Source organism: Serratia sp. CY76391 (assembly GCF_052166695.1).
Lineage (GTDB): Bacteria > Pseudomonadota > Gammaproteobacteria > Enterobacterales > Enterobacteriaceae > Serratia > Serratia nematodiphila.
Map to the genome: position 1 here is coordinate 1305281 of NZ_JBJNOJ010000001.1, position 18303 is coordinate 1323583.

Here is an 18303-nt window from a genome sequence, read left to right on the forward strand (position 1 = left end):
ATCGGCTATTATTGTGCTGCCTCTCATTTTCTCGTGAGTTTTCTTGAAAAACGCCAATGACGTGCTACGCTTGATTCGGCAAAAATAAAATAAGTAAATAATTATTAATAAATATAATCACCTGATTTATATAATAAATTTAAATTAATGATGACAGCGCCTATCCATCAGTTCTCTTACTGATGACAAGCCTCGTCTTAAGGTTTAGTTAAGCTTGCGGCCTTACATTGGCGGTTAATCCACGGAAACGATTCTTCTCTGGCGTTTAATATTCGTTAAACGAAAGGGATTTACAGTGTCATCAAAAGCAGCTCGATACGTTTGGGGTTAACTATGGATCAATTTTTGCCTTTCTCTCGTCCGGCCATCGGCGACGAAGAAATCGCCGCGGTAGAGAAAGTGTTGCGTTCCGGCTGGATCACCACCGGGCCGCAAAACCAGCAACTGGAAAATGACTTCTGTTCCACTTTCGGCTGTAAGCACGCCATCGCCGTCAGTTCCGCCACCGCGGGCATGCACATCACGCTGATGGCGCTGGGCATCGGGCCCGGCGACGAAGTCATCACCCCTTCGCAAACCTGGGTTTCCACCCTCAACATGATCGAACTGCTGGGCGCTACGTCGGTAATGATCGACGTTGACCGTGAGACCTTGATGGTCAGCGCCGCCGATGTCGAGGCTGCCATCACCCCCAAAACCAAAGCGATTCTTCCGGTGCATTATGCCGGTGCTCCCCTGCAGATGGATGCGCTGCGCGCCGTGGCCGAACGCCACCGCTTACCGCTGATCGAAGACGCCGCCCACGCGGTCGGCACGCGCTACAACGGCGAATGGGTCGGCGCACGCGGCACGGCGATTTTCTCTTTCCATGCGATTAAAAACGTGACCTGCGCCGAAGGCGGCCTGATAGCCACCGACGACGATGCGCTGGCGGATCGCCTGCGTTGTCTGAAGTTCCATGGTCTGGCCGTCGATGCCTTCGATCGCCAGCAGCTAGGCCGCAAACCGCAGGCCGAAGTGGTGGAGCCGGGTTACAAGTACAACCTGTCCGACATTCACGCGGCGATCGCCGTAGTGCAACTGTCGCGCTTCGCTGAGCTGAACGCACGGCGTAAGGCGTTGGCACAGCGCTACCTGAGCGCGTTGGAAGGCTTGCCGTTCCAACCGTTGGGCGTGCCGGATTATCCGCATGACCACGCCTGGCACCTGTTCATGGTCCGCGTCGATCCAGCGCGTTGCGGCATCGATCGCGACCAGCTGATGGAGCGCCTGAAAGAGGTTGGCGTCGGCACCGGGCTGCATTTCCGCGCCGCGCACACCCAGAAATTCTACCGTGAGCGTTATCCACAGCTTTCTTTGCCGAATACCGAATGGAACTCGGCGCGGCTGTGCACCTTACCGCTATTCCCTGATATGACCGACGCCGACGTGGATCGCGTGGTCAATGCCTTGTCTTCTGTTGTGGAGTCTTTACGTGTCTCGCGTTGAACCGATTAAAAAAGTGTCGGTAGTCATTCCGGTATACAACGAGCAGGAAAGCCTGCCGGCGTTGCTGGAGCGTACTACTGCCGCCTGTAAGCAGTTATCTCAACCTTATGAAATCATCCTCGTCGACGATGGCAGCAGCGACAACTCCGCTGACATGCTGACCGCGGCGGCCGAAAAGCCGGACAGCCACGTGATCGCCGTTTTGCTGAACCGCAACTACGGCCAGCACTCGGCGATCATGGCCGGTTTCAACCAGGTGACCGGCGATCTGGTGATTACGCTGGACGCCGATCTGCAGAACCCGCCGGAGGAGATCCCTCGTTTGGTCAGCGTGGCGGAAGAGGGCTATGACGTGGTGGGCACCGTGCGCGCCAACCGTCAGGACTCCTGGTTCCGCAAAAGCGCCTCGCGCGTGATCAACATGATGATTCAACGCGCCACCGGCAAGTCGATGGGGGACTACGGCTGCATGCTGCGCGCCTACCGTCGTCATATCGTTGAGGCGATGCTGCACTGTCATGAGCGCAGCACCTTTATCCCGATTCTGGCGAACACCTTCGCCCGTCGCACGACCGAGATCGACGTGCGCCATGCCGAACGCGAGTTTGGCGACTCTAAGTACAGCCTGATGAAGCTGATCAACCTGATGTATGACCTGATCACCTGCCTGACCACTACGCCGCTGCGTTTGCTCAGCGTGGTCGGCAGCGTCGTGGCGCTGTCCGGGTTTGTGCTGGCGCTGGTGCTGATTGCACTGCGTCTGCTGCTCGGCCCTGAATGGGCCGCCGGCGGCGTGTTCACGCTTTTCGCCGTCCTGTTCACCTTTATCGGCGCTCAGTTTGTCGGCATGGGGCTGTTGGGTGAATACATCGGCCGCATCTATACCGACGTGCGTGCGCGTCCTCGCTATTTTGTTCAGAAAGTGGTCGGTGCACAGCATGACCACAATACTCAGGAAGAAGAATGATGAAAGCTATTGTATTTGCTTACCATGATATTGGCTGCGCAGGTCTGAAAGCGCTGACTGAGGCGGGTTATGACGTGCAGGCCGTGTTCACGCACACCGACGACCCTGGTGAGAACAACTTCTTCTCCTCTGTGGCCCGTTTGGGCGCCGAATTGGATCTGCCGGTCTATGCGCCGGAAGACGTAAATCACCCGCTGTGGGTTGACCGCATTCGCGCACTGCAGCCGGACGTGATCTTCTCGTTCTATTACCGCCACATGCTGAGCGACGAGATCTTGTCGCTGGCGCCGCAGGGCGGTTTCAACCTGCACGGCTCGTTGCTGCCGCGTTACCGTGGCCGCGCGCCGGTGAACTGGGCGCTGGTGAATGGCGAAACCGAAACCGGCGCCACGCTGCACAAAATGGTGAAACGCCCGGACGCCGGTGACATCGTCGGTCAGCAGAAAGTGACCATTGCCGACAGCGACACCGCGCTGACGCTGCACAAAAAAGTGCTGGAAGCCGCGCAGATCGTGTTGAAAGAGCAGCTGCCGAAGCTGAAGAACGGCAACGCCACCTTCACCAAGCAGGATGAGTCTCAGGCCAGCTACTTCGGTCGCCGCACCCCGGCGGACGGCGAGATCCTGTGGCACAAATCCGCCAAAGAGATCAACAACCTGGTGCGCGCCGTCACCGAGCCGTACCCGGGTGCCTTCAGCCACCTCGGCCAGCGCAAGCTGATCGTCTGGCGCTCTCGCGTGCTGGACACCCAACACGATAAACAGCCGGGCACCGTGCTGAGCACCTCGCCGCTGGTCATCGCCTGTGGCGAAGGTGCGCTGGAGATCGTCGCCGGTCAGAACGACAGCGGTCTGTATGTGCAGGGCAGCCGCCTGGCGCAGGAAATGGGTATCGTCACCGACGTGCGTTTGGCCGCCAAGCCGAATGCCGTAATGAAACGCCGCACCCGCGTGCTGATCCTCGGGGTTAACGGCTTCATCGGCAACCACCTGACCGAGCGCCTGCTGCGCGATGACCGCTACGACATCTACGGTCTGGATATCGGTTCCGACGCCATCAGCCGCTTCCTCGACAACCCGCGCTTCCACTTCGTGGAAGGCGACATCAGCATTCACTCCGAGTGGATCGAGTATCACATCAAGAAATGCGACGTGGTGCTGCCGCTGGTGGCGATCGCGACGCCGATCGAATACACCCGTAACCCGCTGCGCGTGTTCGAGCTGGACTTCGAAGAGAACCTGAAGATCGTTCGCGACTGTGTGAAATACAACAAGCGCATCATCTTCCCGTCCACTTCCGAAGTGTACGGCATGTGCGACGACAAAGAGTTCGATGAAGATCATTCGCGTCTGATCGTCGGGCCAATCAACAAACAACGCTGGATCTACTCGGTCTCCAAGCAGCTGCTGGATCGGGTGATCTGGGCTTACGGCGCCAAAGAAGGCCTGAAGTTCACGCTGTTCCGTCCGTTCAACTGGATGGGGCCGCGTCTGGATAACCTGGACGCCGCGCGCATCGGTTCTTCCCGCGCCATCACCCAGCTGATCCTCAACCTGGTAGAAGGTTCGCCGATCAAACTGATGGACGGCGGCGCACAGAAGCGTTGCTTCACCGACATCAACGACGGCATTGAAGCGCTGTTCCGCATCATTGAGAACCGCGACGGCCTGTGCGACGGCCAGATCGTCAACATCGGCAACCCGACCAACGAAGCGAGCATTCGCGAGCTGGCGGAAATGCTGCTGGAAAGCTTCAACAACCACCCGCTGCGCGACCGCTTCCCGCCGTTTGCCGGCTTCAAGGACGTGGAGAGCAGCAGCTATTACGGCAAAGGTTACCAGGACGTCGAGCACCGTACGCCGAGCATCAAAAACGCGCGCCGACTGCTGGGCTGGCAGCCGACCATCGAGATGAAGCAAACCGTCGCCGATACGCTGGACTACTTCCTGCGCACAACCGTTCAGGAAGGGAACGGTGCATGAAGAAAGTCGGTCTGCGGGTTGATGTAGATACCTTCAGCGGCACCCGTGAAGGGGTGCCGCAGTTGCTGGACCTGTTCGAAAAGTACGACATTCAGGCCAGCTTCTTCTTCAGCGTGGGACCGGACAACATGGGGCGCCATCTTTGGCGCCTTTTGCGTCCGAAATTTCTGTGGAAAATGCTGCGTTCGAACGCCGCCTCGCTGTACGGCCTGGATATTCTGCTGGCCGGCACCGCCTGGCCGGGGCGCAATATTTCGCGCGCGTTGGGGCCGCTGATGAAGCGCACCGCCGAAGCCGGCCATGAAGTCGGGCTGCACGCCTGGGATCACCAGGGTTGGCAGGCCAAGGTCGGCAAGTGGAGCGAGGCGCAATTGACCGAGCAGGTGCAATTGGGCGTCGACGCCCTGAGCGCCTGCACCGGCCAGCCGGTGAAATGCTCCGCTGTGGCGGGGTGGCGCGCCGATACGCGCGTGCTGGAGGTCAAGCAGCGCTTCGGCTTCCATTACAACAGCGATTGCCGCGGCACCCATCCGTTCCGTCCGGTGCTGAGCGACGGGCGTCACGGTACGGTGCAGATCCCGGTGACGTTGCCGACCTTCGATGAAGTGATTGGCAGCGAAGTCAGTATGGCCGACTTCAACGACTATATTCTGCGCGCCATCGAGAACGATCGCGGCGTGCCGGTGTACACCATTCACACCGAAGTGGAAGGCATGTCGCAGACGGCGATGTTCGAACAGTTATTGCAACGCGCACAGCGGCAGGGCATCGAATTCTGTCCGCTGAGCGTGCTGTTACCGCAAGATTTGGCGTCACTGCCGTTGGGCCGCATCAAGCGCGCTCCTTTCCCCGGCCGCGAAGGTTGGCTGGGCTGTCAAACCGATGTGAAGGACGTTACATGAAGGCGCTAAAAGGATCCTGGGCCATTCTGCTGGCCGTTTTTTTTGCTCTGGTTTACCTGATCCCGCTTAACGGCCGCCTGCTGTGGCAGCCGGACGAGACGCGTTATGCCGAGATCAGCCGTGAAATGCTGCAGCGCGGCGATTGGGTGGTGCCGCATCTGCTGGGGCTGCGCTACTTCGAGAAGCCGGTAGCGGGTTACTGGTTCAATAACATCAGCCAATGGCTGTTCGGCGAAAACAACTTTGCGGTGCGCTTCGGCTCGGTGTTCAGCACCGGCATGACCGCATTGCTGGTGTTCGCGCTGGCGATGCTGATGTGGCGCAATGCGCGCCGCGCCAGCCTGGCGGCGCTGATGTTCCTGTCGATGGTGCTGGTGTTCAGCATCGGCACTTACAGCGTGTTGGATCCGATGATTTCGCTGTGGCTGGCGGCGGCGATGGTCAGCTATTATCTGACGCTGAAAGCCACCTCGGTCAAGGGCAAGCTGGGCGCTTACGCCTTGCTGGGCCTGGCCTGCGGCATGGGCTTTATGACCAAGGGCTTCCTGGCGCTGGCGGTGCCGGTGATCGCGGTGATCCCGATCGTCATTCAGCAACGCCGCATCAAGGATCTGCTGTGCTATGGCCCGGTGGCGATCGTGACCGCTACGCTGCTCAGCCTGCCGTGGGCGCTGGCGATCGCGCAACGCGAACCCGATTTCTGGAATTATTTCTTCTGGGTCGAGCATATTCAGCGTTTCGCCGAAGATAATGCCCAACACAAGGCGCCGTTCTGGTATTACCTGCCGGTTCTGCTGGCGGCGGTGCTGCCTTGGCTGGCGCTGCTGCCCGGCGCGCTGCTCAAAGGTTGGCGCGAGCGCGTACAGCGTCCGGAGCTGTTCTTCCTGCTGAGCTGGGCGCTGATGCCGCTGATCTTCTTCAGCATCGCCAAAGGCAAGCTGCCGACCTACATTCTGCCGTGCATGGCGCCGCTGGCGCTGCTGATGACCGCCTATGCGGAAGACTATGCCGCCACGCTGCGCGCCAAGCTGTTCAAGGCCAACGCCTGGTTGAACGGCCTGTTCGGGCTGATTGGCATCGTGGCGCTGGTGGTGTTGAGCTCCGGCCTGCTGCCGAAAGCGCATCTGTTTACTCCCCAGGAGTGGCCGAAAGTGGTGCTCGGCCTGATCGCCTTCGGCGGCTGGCTGCTGTTCGCATTGGTTTCTGCGCGCGATAACGGCCGCCAATGGCGCTGGGCGGCGGCTTGCCCGGTGCTGCTGTGCCTGGTGATCGGTTACGCCATTCCGCAGCAGGTGACCGACTCCAAACTGCCGCAAAACTTCGTCCGCGCCACGATGGCCGAACTGAGCGACAGCCGCTATGTGTTGAGCGACAGCGTCGGATTGGCGGCCGGCCTGGCCTGGGAGCTGAAGCGCAGCGACGTGCTGATGTACAGCCAGAAAGGTGAGGTGGCCTATGGTCTGGAGTATCCGGACGCCAAGGGGCACCTGATCAGCGATGCCGACTTCCCGCAGTGGCTGGCGCAGGCGCGCAAGCAGGGCAATGTGTCGCTGGTGTTGCAGCTCTCCCGCGGCGAAGCGCTGCCGCAGGAGCTGCCGGCAGCAGACAAGGTGGATCGTATGAACCGCCTGGTGCTGATGTGGTATAAACAGCAACCATGATCGGTTTTTTGTTGGTGATAGTGGTCAGCCTGCTCACCTGTGGTGGGCAGCTGTGCCAGAAACAGGCGGCGCACTGCTGGGAACGGGCAGACGAGGCGCGGCTGAAACAGACGCTGCGCTGGTTGGCGCTGGCGGTGTTGCTGTTGGGGCTGGGCATGGCGGTGTGGCTCAATGTGTTGCAACGTCTGCCGCTCAGCCTGGCTTACCCGATGCTCAGCCTGAACTTCGTGATGGTGACGCTGGCGGCGCGCTGGCTGTTTCATGAGCCGACAACCGTTCGCCACTGGTGCGGCGTGGCGTCGATTATGCTGGGGATCCTGTTGATGAGCGTGCATTCATGAGGGGCTATGCCTGGGGCGCCGCCAGCGTGTTGCTGGTGACGCTGGCGCAGTTGCTGATGAAGTGGGGCATGGTGCAAATCCCGCTGATGTCGTTCGCCGACGTCTCGTTGGCGCTGATCGGCGACTACTGGCTGCCGCTGCTGGCGGTGGGCGGTGGCATTTTCGGTTATGCGCTGTCGATGCTGTGTTGGTTCTTTGCGCTGCGCCATCTGCCGTTAAACCGCGCTTATCCTCTGCTGAGCGTCAGCTATGCGTTGGTTTACCTGGCGGCGGTGATCCTGCCGTGGTTTAACGAATCCGCTACGCTGCTGAAAACGTTGGGCACGCTGTTTATTCTGTTCGGCGTCTGGCTGATTAACAGCAAACCCGAGACAAAATCGCCGGAATAGCACCAAAACCGGCGATCCCGCCATTATCTCCCTTATGACGCTTGCCTTTTTCACCGTGCGGGAGATAAATTAACGCCAAATGACGCTCTCCTTACGTGATGCCGGCTTTGCCTCGCAGGCGGTGTGGTGGTGTACCGGATGGCATAATGCGGCGACGTGTTCAATGAAGGGATATTATGCGGATGCGTGTGTGGTTTTTATTAGCCAGTTTGATCCTCGCCGGGTGTAGCAGCCATGCGCCGCCGCCCAGCGGCCGCCTCGCGGACTCTATCGTGGTGGTGGCCCAGCTCAACGAACAGTTGCGCCAATGGTACGGCACGCCATACCGTTACGGCGGTCTGGATCGCGGCGGCGTAGATTGTTCCGGCTTTGTTTACCGCACGTTCCGCGATCGCTTCGACATGCAACTGCCGCGTTCGACCGAAGAACAGACCTCACTGGGCACCAAGGTTTCACGCGATGAGCTGATGCCGGGCGATCTGGTGTTTTTCAAAACCGGCGGCGGTGAGAACGGCCTGCACGTCGGCATTTACGATACCAACGACCAATTTATCCACGCGTCGACCAGCCGCGGGGTGATCCGCTCCTCGCTCGATAACGTCTACTGGAAGCGGGTGTACTGGCAGGCGCGACGCATTTAGCCTTAACCCGTTGATTTGGTGTATCATGGCGGCATCTCGTGTTTTGAACGGTGCCTGCCATGAACAGCCTGCGTTTACTGATCTCCGACTCCTACGATCCCTGGTTCAACCTGGCGGTGGAAGAGTGCATCTTCCGCGAAATGACCACGCAAAAAATTCTCTTCCTGTGGCGCAATGCCGAAACGGTGGTGATTGGCCAGTCGCAGAATCCCTGGAAAGAGTGCAATACCCGGCGTATGGAGCAGGACGGCATTCGGTTGGCGCGGCGCAGTAGCGGCGGCGGGGCGGTATTTCACGATCTGGGCAATACCTGCTTCACCTTTATGGCCGGCAAACCGGGCTACGACAAGAGCGTCTCAACCGACATCATTCTGCAAGCGCTGCGACAGTTGGGCGTCACAGCCGGCGCGTCGGGGCGCAACGATCTGGTGATGGAAACCGCCGACGGGCCGCGCAAAATATCCGGCTCGGCCTATCGAGAAACGCAGGATCGCGGTTTCCACCATGGCACGCTGCTGCTGAATGCCGATCTGGAACGGCTGGCGGACTACCTTAACCCGGATCCCAAAAAGCTGCAGGCCAAGGGTATCACTTCGGTGCGTTCGCGCGTCGCCAACCTGGCGGAGTTTTTGCCGGGCATCAGCCATGAGCAGGTATGCGACGCTATCGTGCAGGCCTTCTTCGCCCACTATGGCGAAACGGCCGAGCCGGAGATCATTTCACCGGATGTATTCCCCGATCTGCCCGATTTTGCCGCGCAGTTCGCCAAACAGAGCAGTTGGGAATGGAATTTTGGCAAGGCGCCGGCGTTCAGCCACTTGCTCAACGAGCGCTTTGTCTGGGGCGGCGTAGACCTGTTCTTCGATGTGGAGAAGGGGGCGATCGTTCGCGCGCAGGTATTCACCGACAGCCTGAATCCCACCCCGCTGCAGCGGTTGGCGGAGATGCTGGTGGGCTGCGCGTATCGAAGCGAGCCCGTTGCCGCTTGCTGTGACCGGCTGATGGCGGACTATCCTCAGCAGGCGGCCGAATTAGCCGAGCTGCGGCAATGGCTGAGCGAAACGATCCGCTAGCGCAGGCCTGGTGATGAAGGGATGAGCGTGCTCATCCCTTTTTTTATCGCTGAAATCGACGTTTTGCATGGTGGTAGCGCAGATTTTCTGAAAATCAAGGTGGGCATTTTTTTACGTTTTCAATGCCGCGAATAACGGGCGGAATTGATGCGTTATTAAATTTAATCAGTCGTCGTTAACGGCAGGGGAAATTGGCGTTAAGAAGGAAAGATTATTTTACTTTATTTAGGATTTTTCTTAAATAAAACAAAGGAGATAAGTCAAATTTAGCCATAAATCCATTCAACTTAAGTCAAATACCTTTTCGCATAACGCGTTTGGCGGCTACCTTGGCATAAGTCCGGCTGCTTTTCTTTGCGCCTTTTACGATTGTCGTATAGCTTTAATCTATCAATTAAATGATATTTCATGGGTATTTACATTGATATTTCCGATTAATCCCAGAGGGATTGATCGATAAAATGTATTGATATACGATGATAAGCTAGCCATTCATCCTGTGGCATTAAAATGAACATCCAACTCGAAGCTGACTTTATTAGTAGCTATGTTTTTCAACCTGTTTACTCAATGGAGGGCGGGCTGTTGGCGGTGGAAATGTTGAGCCGTTTCAACAGTCTCGACGGTGATTTAGCCATGCCGGCCGAAATTGGGATTAATTTATTGGCGCCTGAACAAAGGATTGAGTTATTTAATGAGCAACTGAAACTTGCGGAGCAGCATGCGGCTTGGTTTACCGATAACAACGTACAGTTGACCATCAATATCGAAGAAACCATCGTTGAGCTTATTCTTTCCGATTCGGCGTTGTGCCAAAGGATCGGGCAATATCCTTTTATTGCATTTGAAATGAGTGAGAGTTTTCCGAATCTTTCGGCCGGTAAGAACAACCCGAGCGTGCGGCGATTAAGCGAAATGTTTACGCTGTGGCTCGATGATTTCGGTTCCGGTAAGGCCACGTTGACCGCGTTGTACGATGGTTTGTTTGACTACGTAAAGATAGACAAACGTTTTTACTGGCAGCTGTTTACCCATCAGGGGTATGACGTGGTCATTGACTCGTTGTTAAAGAATATCAACCTGTTATGTAACGGCGTGATCGTCGGAGGAATAGAGAAAAAAGAGTATTTTAATAAACTCAGATACGCCGGTGTTTTAGGCCTGCAAGGTTTTTTATGGCCCAGCGTTGGTGTGGATAATCTGCAGGCTTTGCTGACGATGCCCAGCGAGTTCAATAATTAAGAAGTGATATAAAAAACTACACCCTATGAGGTAGATAATGCGCGGGGTGAGGTTAACGTGATTCCGCCGTCGTTATTCACCTCGTTTGGGGTTGATAATCACGTTTGTCCGCCAGCGTTAAACCGCGTTCCCACCGCCAGGCGGAAGCGCCAAACTCCCTGCATCCGTCCTGACGGCAGGCGGATGCGTTCTCCCTGCATTCCTTCGGTGTTAATCCGCCCGTTCACGCTCTACACTACGCTGAAACGGAGGGCCTATGCCGCAGTTCGATAACGCTTACTACCAACAGTTACCTGGTTTCTACACCGCTCTGAATCCGACGCCGCTCAAGGATACGCGCCTGCTGTACCATAGCGAGCCGCTGGCGCGCGAGCTGGGGCTGGATGAAAGCTGGTTTACTCAGGATAAAACCCCGATTTGGGCGGGAGAAATGCTGCTGCCGGGCATGCAGCCGCTGGCGCAGGTGTACAGTGGCCACCAGTTCGGCGTGTGGGCCGGGCAACTGGGCGATGGCCGCGGCATTTTGCTGGGCGAACAGCGCCTGGCGGACGGCAGCCACCGCGACTGGCACCTGAAGGGCGCCGGGCTGACGCCGTATTCACGCATGGGTGATGGCCGCGCGGTGCTGCGTTCGGTTGTCCGCGAGTTTCTGGCCTCTGAGGCGTTGCACCATCTGGGGATCCCCACCACGCGTGCGTTAACTATTGTCACCAGTCAACAACCGGTATTTCGCGAGCAGCCGGAACGCGGCGCGATGCTGCTGCGGGTGGCGGAAAGCCATGTGCGCTTCGGCCACTTCGAACACTTTTACTACCGCAAACAGCCGGAGCAGGTGCGGCAGCTGGCGGATTTCGTCATCGCCCGTCACTGGCCGCAGCTGCAGGATCAGGCCGATCGCTATCTGTTGTGGTTTACCGACGTGGTCGAACGCACGGCGCGCCTGATCGCCCATTGGCAAACCGTCGGCTTCGCCCACGGCGTGATGAATACCGACAACATGTCGATTCTCGGCATCACCATCGATTACGGCCCTTACGGCTTCCTCGATGACTATCAGCCCGGCTATATCTGCAACCATTCCGACCACCAGGGGCGTTATGCCTATGACAATCAGCCGGCGGTGGCGCTGTGGAACCTGCATCGCCTGGCGCAAACCTTGTCTGGGCTGATGACCACTGAACAGCTGCAGCAGGCGCTGGCGGCGTATGAACCGGCGCTGATGCGCGCTTACGGTGAACAGATGCGTGCCAAACTCGGCTTCTTCACGCAGACGGCGCAGGATAATGACGTGCTCACCGGCCTGTTGAGCCTGATGGCGCAGGAAGGGCGGGACTATACCCGCACGTTCCGCCTGTTGAGCGAGACCGAACAGCAGCAGGCGCAGTCGCCGCTGCGCGACGAGTTTATTGACCGTGCGGCGTTCGATGCCTGGTATCAGCAGTATCGTCAGCGTTTGCAACAGGAGCAGGTGAGCGATGCGGATCGGCAACGATCGATGAAGGCGGTGAACCCGCGCCTGATCCTGCGCAACTATCTGGCGCAGCAGGCGATTGAGGATGCGGAGAAAGACGACGTGGGCCGTTTGCGGCGGTTGCATCAGGCCCTGCTGCGGCCGTTCGACGAGGCGCCGGAGTATGACGATCTCGCCGCGCTGCCGCCGGACTGGGGCAAGCATCTGGAGATTTCCTGCTCCAGCTGAGATGAAAAAGGGCGCCTAATGGCGCCCTTGACGTTATTGACGCAGGTAGACCTGCGGCAGCGGCACTTCGGGATGATGCACCACGCTGAGATCGGCCTGATACCAGCGGGTGAGGATCTCCGTCTGCAGCACCTCCTGCGGCGTGCCGCTCGCCACCAGGCGCCCCTGATGCAACAGCAGGATCCGATCGGCATACAGCGCCGCCAGATTAAGATCGTGCAGCACGCAGCAGACGCCCAGCGGCTGTTGGCGCGTCAGCGAGCGCAGCAGGCGCAGGGTGTGCTGCTGGTGGTACAGATCCAGCGCCGAGGTCGGCTCGTCGAGAAACAGCCAGGCGGGGGAAGGTTGCGGTTGCCACAGCTGCGCCAACACCCGCGCCAGTTGCACCCGCTGCTGTTCGCCGCCGGACAGCTGGCGGTAGTCGCGCTGCGCCAGCGCCAGGCAGTCGGTTTGCGCCATTACCTGCTGGATCGCCAGGTGCTGGTCGCGTTTGCCGTGCGGTGCCCGCCCCATGCTGACCACTTCTTCCACGCTGAAGGGAAATGCCAGATCGCTGTACTGGCGCATCACGGCCCGGACTTTGGCCAACTGTTGCGGCGCCCAGTGTTCCAGCGGGCGGTCAAGCAGCCGGCATTCGCCGCAGTCCGGCGTCAAATAGCCGGTCAGCAAGCGCAGCAGCGTCGATTTGCCGGCGCCGTTAGGGCCGATAATCGCCACCATTTCGCCGCCGGCGAGGCTGAGCGAAACGTCGTTGATCAGGCGGCGCGCACCGAGGCTGTAACGCAGCTCTCGGGCCGTCAGGCAGGCGGCGTTATCCACCGGTTCGCTCCCGCTGGCGCATCACCAGCCACAAGAAGTAAGGACCGCCGATCAGGCTGGTCATCAATCCCACCGGCATTTCGGCCGGCGCCACCAGCGTGCGCGCCAGCGTATCGCTGACCAGCAACAGGCAGGCGCCGCCCAGCGCGGAGCAGGGCAGCAGCCAGCGGTGATCGCCGCCGAGGCGCATGCGCACCAGATGCGGTACCACCAGACCGACGAAGCCGATCACGCCACTCATTGCTACCGCCGCGCCGATCAGCAGGGCACTCAGCAACAGCAGCTGTAGTTTGGCGCGCTGGACGTTAACCCCGAGGTAGTGGGCCTCTTCGTCCCCCAGCTGCAACAGGTTCAGCCGGCGCGCCTGCAGCAGCGTCAGCAGCGCCGCAGGCAGGATCAGCGAGGCGGAAACCGCCAGGGTCGGCCACTGCGACTGGCTGAGGCTGCCCATCATCCACAGCGAGAACTGGCGCAGCTGTTGATCGCTGCTGACGTAGGAGAGCACGCCGATGGCCGCCATGCACAGGGCGTTGATGGCGATGCCCGCCAGCAACAGCCGCGACAGATTGCCGTGCCCGCTGCGGCTGATGCCGTAGATCAATAGCGACACCAGCAGGCTGCCGAGGAACGCAGCCAGCATATGGCCGTACAGCGCGATCGTCACCGGCAATGCCAGCGGCATCACGATGAACAGGGCGACAAACAGCGCGCCGCCGCTGCTGATGCCCAGCAGGCTCGGGTCCGCCAGCGGGTTGCGGAACAGCCCCTGCATCACGGCGCCGGACACCGCCAGCGCGCAGCCGATCACCACCGCCAGCAGCACGCGCGGCAGGCGGATGTTCAACCAGATGTGCCAGGCGGCGTCGCTGAAAGGTTCGCGCCACAGGGTGCGAAACGACAGCGTCAGCGCGCCCAGGTTGGCGGCGACCAGCGCCAGCAGCGTCAGCAACACCAGCAGACCGATGATGGCCAACTGAGGCGAGGTGCGACAGCGCATTACTTTTGCTCCGCCGCGTGGCGCAGTTTGGCCAGCGCCGCCGGCGTCTCCAGACCGAAGCCCAGCAGCGCCATGTCATCGACGATCAGCACGCGGCGCTGCTTGCCCGCCGGCGTCAACGCCAGGCCCGGCAGCGCCCACAGCTGCTGTTCGCCGCCGAGGGTGCGCACGCCGTCGGTGGTGACCAGCAACAGATCCGGCGCGCTGGCGATGACGCCTTCCTGCGACAGCGGACGATAGCGATCAAAGCCCTGCATGGCGTTTTTCAGGCCGGCGGCGGCGATCACCGCGTCGGCGGCGGTGTGTTGCCCGGCAGCCATCGGCGTAATGCCACCGTGGCTCATGACGAACAGCACCTTGATCGGCAGCGGGGAGGTATCGACCGCCGCCAACTGCTGTTGATAGCGCTTGCTCAGCTGTTTGCCTTGCTCAACGCGTTGCAGCGCGGCGGCGATCGTAGCGATTTTCTGCGGCACCGCCTGCAGGGTGGTGTCACCCGGCACGCTGACGACTTTGACGCCGCTGTCCGCCAGCTGTTTGAGCACCAGCGCCGGCTGTGCCAGCTCGGTCGTCAGCACCAGCGTCGGCTTCAGCGCCAAAATGCCTTCGGCATTCAGTTGGCGCATATAGCCGACGTCCGGCAGTTTTTTCACCGCTTCCGGATGCAGACTGGTGCTGTCGCGGGCGATCACGTCGTCGCCGGCGCCGAGCGCGAAGGCGATTTCCGTCACGTCACCGCCGATCGAGACGATGCGCTGCGCCGCCGCTGCAGTGAGCGGCAGCGCCAGCGTCATCATCAACGCCAGGCGGCGGATCAAGGAAGATTTCATGCGGCGATGTCCTTGGCGGCGAGCGCGGCAACCTGTTCGCGCCACTGGGTTTGTTCCGGCTGGCCTTCGGTACGCTGGCCATACAGCTGCGCGATCTGCGTGCCGTCGGCGGCGAACAGCTCCAGGCTGGTGACGATGCCGTCCTTGGTCGGTTTACGGGTGATCCAGCTTTCGGCGATGGCGTCTTCAATCAGGTGCAGCGTGAAGCGGCGGTTGAACACGTTGATCCAGCCTTCCTGCGGCATCAAACGTTCGATCTGGCCGGTGAAGATCTGCACGCAGCCGCGGTTGCCGACGAAGATCATGATCTCGTTTTGCTGCTGCTGCGCCGCTTCGAGCAGCTGCGACAGCGCGCTGTTGTCCACCTGATAGGCCAGATCGTCGCCGACGGCGCGGAAGGCCTGCTGGCGCGTCAGCTTGTTGCGGCTGAGCAGCTGGAAGAACTGGTGAACGTCGGTCATCGCGCGCCACTCACCGTCGATTTTGGCATGATCCTGCGCCGTTTCATCCGCAGCGCTCGCCTCGGCGGGCTGCAGCGCCAGCGCCGGGTTTTCTTCGCTCAGGTGGCGCTCTACCAGTGCCATCCAGGCCGGCAGATCGGTCTCTTCGGTGGTGTAGACCTTGTGCAGCGCATCGCCCTGTTGGTCGAAGAACTGAATGCTGTGGCGCACGCCGCGCTTGTTGGTTTCGCTCATGGCGAAGACGCTGGTCCAGTGGTTGAGGAACAGGCGCAGATCCAGCTCGCGCGGGTTGAGGATCAGCCCGGCGTGGCCGTTGAGGTGCTGGTTGCGGTAGCGGCCCATCTGCTCATGCACCGCATAGCTGTTGCGGGTGATGGACTTGGTGACGCCGACCTGCTCAAGCTCGGTCAACAGGGTGCGCGCGTCGGCCTGCAGGCGGCGGGTGTCGTGGCCGACGCGGGCGTGCGTCAGCTCCGCTTCGCTGACGCCGAGGATCGCCGCCAGATCGCGGGCGTATTTGCCGGGGTGGTCGATTTTGGCCTGTTGGTAGCGTTCGTATAGGGTGTTGCTCATGCGGGATTCTCCTGCGCTGTAATGCGAACGGCGGACAACCGGGGTGTCCGCCAGATAGTCAAATGATTACCACTGGTAGCTGACCAGCAGTTTGGCGTTGCGGCCATCCTGCGGGACGCCCTGCGGCGAGTAATATTCTTTGTCGAAGGCGTTGCCCAGCACCACGGTGGTGGTCATGCCCTGCAGACGATCGCGGCCCTTGTAGCTCAGATAGAAGTCGTTGACGCCATAGCCGGCTTGTTCGGCCGTGCCGGTCTCCACGCGCGTCGCGCGTTCGGCGAAGGTGGCGACCCAGCCGGCGGACAGACCGGTTTCGCCCAGCGGCACGTCCAGCGAGCTGGTGACAGTGTCTGGATTGATGCTGCTTAACCAGTCACCGGTCGCTTCATTTTTGCCACGGGTGCGGTTATAAGCCAAATCCCAGCCGAACCACGGTGTTTTATAGCTGAGCGTAGCGTCCCATCCCCAGATTTTGGCGCGATCGATATTGGTCGAGAATGTGGTGCAACTGATGCAATAAGGACCTCGCGGACCGCGTCCCAGTTCCATCGTGACATCGGTGGTGATGTAGTCCTTGGCTTTGGTATCGAAATAGCTGGCTTTGAACTGCAGACTATCATCGGCCAGCATCAAATCATCGAAACGCAGGCCAAACCCGTACTCTTGGGTTTCGTTAGTTTCCGGTTTCAAATTCGGGTTAGGCACCCAATAGTTGGTGATGGTGGTTGGCCCCATTGGAATTGAGAAATGCTTGGAGTCGTTGTACATCTCACCCATCGTCGGCGCGCGGAACGCCTGAGAATAGGAGCCGAACAGCATCAACCAGTCGGTAGGCGTAATGCTGACCGCACCGCGAGAGGACCATTTGTCCGCATCCACATCGGCATAACCGTCGCTTGAGCCCTTGTAATTGTCATAGCGGGTGCCGGCGAGCAGAGTGACAGGCAGATCGCGCAGCGTGATTTCATCTTGCAGCCAGCCTGAAGCGAAATTGATTTTTGCTTGCGGGAAACTTTCGGTAGCGCCGCCCGGCGTTTGTTCCTGTTTGTAGGCCTCGGTGCCGTAGGTCAGCAGGTGAGAGGCGAAAGTATCCGCAAACAGGCGCGTTCGGTTTTCGAGTTTGGCGCCTTTCGTGGTTTGTTTGCGTGCTTCATCTTCGCTGCCACTGGCGTGAGCGTTAATTTTTACGTCTGAATAATACACTTTCGCTTCTGCATCCAGCCAATCTTGGCCGGCCGGTTTCAGTTTGTAACTCAGTGCCGCGTCGCGTTGAATCGTCGAACGATCGGTCATTAAGTTTCCACTGGAGCTGGCTGGAGTTTGCGGGTTTTTCGGCTCCTGGGCGCTGTTGTTGTAGTAACGCAGGTTGCCGCTCAGCGACTGGCTATCGTCGATCTTCCAGGTGCCTTTGGCCAGCACGTTGCTGATGGTTTCGTCGTTAGGCGCATCGAAGCCGTTGCCCTGACGAAGATCGCCGACGTCGCGAGTGCCGAACGACAGCAGGCCGTCGAGGTTATCGGTCTTGCCGTAGGCGCTGGCGCCCATGCCCAGACTGTGATCGCCGGTGCCGGCGGTGCCGTAGACGCGGAACCCGCTATCGTGGCCCGGCAGCAGCAGATCGGCGGCATCGACGGTCTCATAAGACACTACGCCACCCAACGCGCCGCTGCCGTACAGCAACGCGGAGGGGCCGCGCACGATTTCAATGCGTTTCACTAACGCAGGATCCAAAAATGTGCCGTTAATATGGCCTGTATCGGTCCCCTGGCGGATGCCGTCAACCAACGTCAGCACGCCGCGTCGGTCGTAACCGCGCATCATGAGATCTTGCCCATTGCTGCGCCCGGAACCTGTGACGGTAATGCCCGGCACGCGGCGCAGCATATCGGCGGCGGTGCCTGCAGTTTGGCTTTCCGGCGAGTTGCCTTCGATGACCGTGACCATCATCGGCGCTTCAAAGCTGCTGCGCTGGTTGCCGGTGGCGACCACGGTCATGGTCTCGTCGGCGGCTTTGGCTTTTTTAGCCGGCGCCGCGTTGGAAGAAGATGTTGTGCTGGTGTTTTGGGCCAAGGCCACCGTAGGCAGAGCACAGGCAATCGCCAGACTCAAAGCGGAAAAACGCAGCCGGGTGGAAAATGTCAGAGGCATGGTGCAACTCTCCGTATGTAATAAAACATATCAATAGATTTGCTGGCTGCCTGGATCAAAAGATCGGGGTGGCTGGCGTTTGAGGGTTCT

The 18303-nt window shown here is 59.6% G+C and carries 16 protein-coding genes; 11 read left to right on the forward strand and 5 right to left on the reverse strand.

Annotated elements, in window-relative coordinates; genetic code table 11:
- Positions 1-333 precede the first annotated feature (333 nt).
- The 11 genes from arnB (at position 334) to ACJ8PN_RS06675 (ending at position 12385) form a co-directional block, all read left to right on the forward strand.
- Positions 334-1488: a UDP-4-amino-4-deoxy-L-arabinose aminotransferase gene (gene arnB / locus ACJ8PN_RS06625; RefSeq protein WP_442534732.1), complete on the forward strand. Its 1155-nt coding sequence runs from the start codon at positions 334-336 to the stop codon at positions 1486-1488.
- On the forward strand, positions 1475-2455 hold the full coding sequence (gene arnC, locus ACJ8PN_RS06630; protein ID WP_004931408.1) for an undecaprenyl-phosphate 4-deoxy-4-formamido-L-arabinose transferase: 981 nt from the start codon (positions 1475-1477) through the stop codon (positions 2453-2455). Before arnB ends, arnC begins: the two co-directional genes overlap by 14 nt.
- Positions 2455-4437: a bifunctional UDP-4-amino-4-deoxy-L-arabinose formyltransferase/UDP-glucuronic acid oxidase ArnA gene (gene arnA, locus ACJ8PN_RS06635; RefSeq protein WP_442534766.1), complete on the forward strand. Its 1983-nt coding sequence runs from the start codon at positions 2455-2457 to the stop codon at positions 4435-4437. The genes arnC and arnA overlap by 1 nt, the downstream gene beginning before the upstream one ends.
- Positions 4434-5339, forward strand: coding sequence for a 4-deoxy-4-formamido-L-arabinose-phosphoundecaprenol deformylase (gene arnD, locus ACJ8PN_RS06640; RefSeq protein WP_411261326.1), 906 nt, complete (start codon positions 4434-4436; stop codon positions 5337-5339). Before arnA ends, arnD begins: the two co-directional genes overlap by 4 nt.
- The gene (arnT, locus tag ACJ8PN_RS06645; protein ID WP_351107729.1) at positions 5336-7000 is read left to right on the forward strand and encodes a lipid IV(A) 4-amino-4-deoxy-L-arabinosyltransferase; all 1665 of its coding nucleotides are present in this window, start codon (positions 5336-5338) and stop codon (positions 6998-7000) included. The genes arnD and arnT overlap by 4 nt, the downstream gene beginning before the upstream one ends.
- Positions 6997-7341 (forward strand): 4-amino-4-deoxy-L-arabinose-phosphoundecaprenol flippase subunit ArnE, encoded by a 345-nt coding sequence (gene arnE, locus ACJ8PN_RS06650; protein WP_004931404.1) that lies wholly within the window; start codon positions 6997-6999, stop codon positions 7339-7341. Before arnT ends, arnE begins: the two co-directional genes overlap by 4 nt.
- The gene (gene arnF, locus ACJ8PN_RS06655; RefSeq protein WP_118892088.1) at positions 7338-7730 is read left to right on the forward strand and encodes a 4-amino-4-deoxy-L-arabinose-phosphoundecaprenol flippase subunit ArnF; all 393 of its coding nucleotides are present in this window, start codon (positions 7338-7340) and stop codon (positions 7728-7730) included. Before arnE ends, arnF begins: the two co-directional genes overlap by 4 nt.
- A gap of 176 nt (positions 7731-7906) precedes the next feature.
- Positions 7907-8371 carry an NlpC/P60 family protein gene (locus ACJ8PN_RS06660; protein ID WP_016927954.1) on the forward strand — a complete coding sequence of 155 codons (465 nt, stop codon included), beginning with the start codon at positions 7907-7909 and terminating at the stop codon, positions 8369-8371.
- Positions 8372-8430: 59 nt separating this feature from the next.
- Entirely contained in the window at positions 8431-9444 is a 1014-nt protein-coding gene (locus tag ACJ8PN_RS06665) for a lipoate--protein ligase A (RefSeq protein WP_442534733.1), read from the forward strand.
- 510 nt (positions 9445-9954) lie between these two features.
- Positions 9955-10686: an EAL domain-containing protein gene (locus ACJ8PN_RS06670; protein WP_004931399.1), complete on the forward strand. Its 732-nt coding sequence runs from the start codon at positions 9955-9957 to the stop codon at positions 10684-10686.
- Positions 10687-10942: 256 nt separating this feature from the next.
- The gene (locus ACJ8PN_RS06675; protein WP_442534734.1) at positions 10943-12385 is read left to right on the forward strand and encodes a protein adenylyltransferase SelO; all 1443 of its coding nucleotides are present in this window, start codon (positions 10943-10945) and stop codon (positions 12383-12385) included.
- 33 nt (positions 12386-12418) lie between these two features.
- On the opposite strand, the gene ACJ8PN_RS06680 is transcribed toward ACJ8PN_RS06675, so the two are convergent.
- From ACJ8PN_RS06680 to ACJ8PN_RS06700, 5 genes are all read right to left on the reverse strand, one after another.
- The gene (locus tag ACJ8PN_RS06680) at positions 12419-13204 is read right to left on the reverse strand and encodes a heme ABC transporter ATP-binding protein (RefSeq protein ID WP_171453904.1); all 786 of its coding nucleotides are present in this window, start codon (positions 13202-13204) and stop codon (positions 12419-12421) included.
- Positions 13197-14201, reverse strand: a complete 1005-nt coding sequence (locus ACJ8PN_RS06685) for a FecCD family ABC transporter permease (RefSeq protein WP_048233553.1) — start codon at positions 14199-14201, stop codon at positions 13197-13199. Before ACJ8PN_RS06685 ends, ACJ8PN_RS06680 begins: the two co-directional genes overlap by 8 nt.
- Entirely contained in the window at positions 14201-15031 is an 831-nt protein-coding gene (locus ACJ8PN_RS06690; protein ID WP_442534735.1) for a heme/hemin ABC transporter substrate-binding protein, read from the reverse strand. Before ACJ8PN_RS06690 ends, ACJ8PN_RS06685 begins: the two co-directional genes overlap by 1 nt.
- Entirely contained in the window at positions 15028-16065 is a 1038-nt protein-coding gene (locus ACJ8PN_RS06695; RefSeq protein WP_197767731.1) for a hemin-degrading factor, read from the reverse strand. The genes ACJ8PN_RS06690 and ACJ8PN_RS06695 overlap by 4 nt, the downstream gene beginning before the upstream one ends.
- 66 nt (positions 16066-16131) lie before the next feature.
- Complete coding sequence (locus tag ACJ8PN_RS06700) at positions 16132-18213, reverse strand: TonB-dependent hemoglobin/transferrin/lactoferrin family receptor (protein WP_442534736.1); 2082 nt, start codon at positions 18211-18213, stop codon at positions 16132-16134.
- Positions 18214-18303 lie beyond the last annotated feature (90 nt).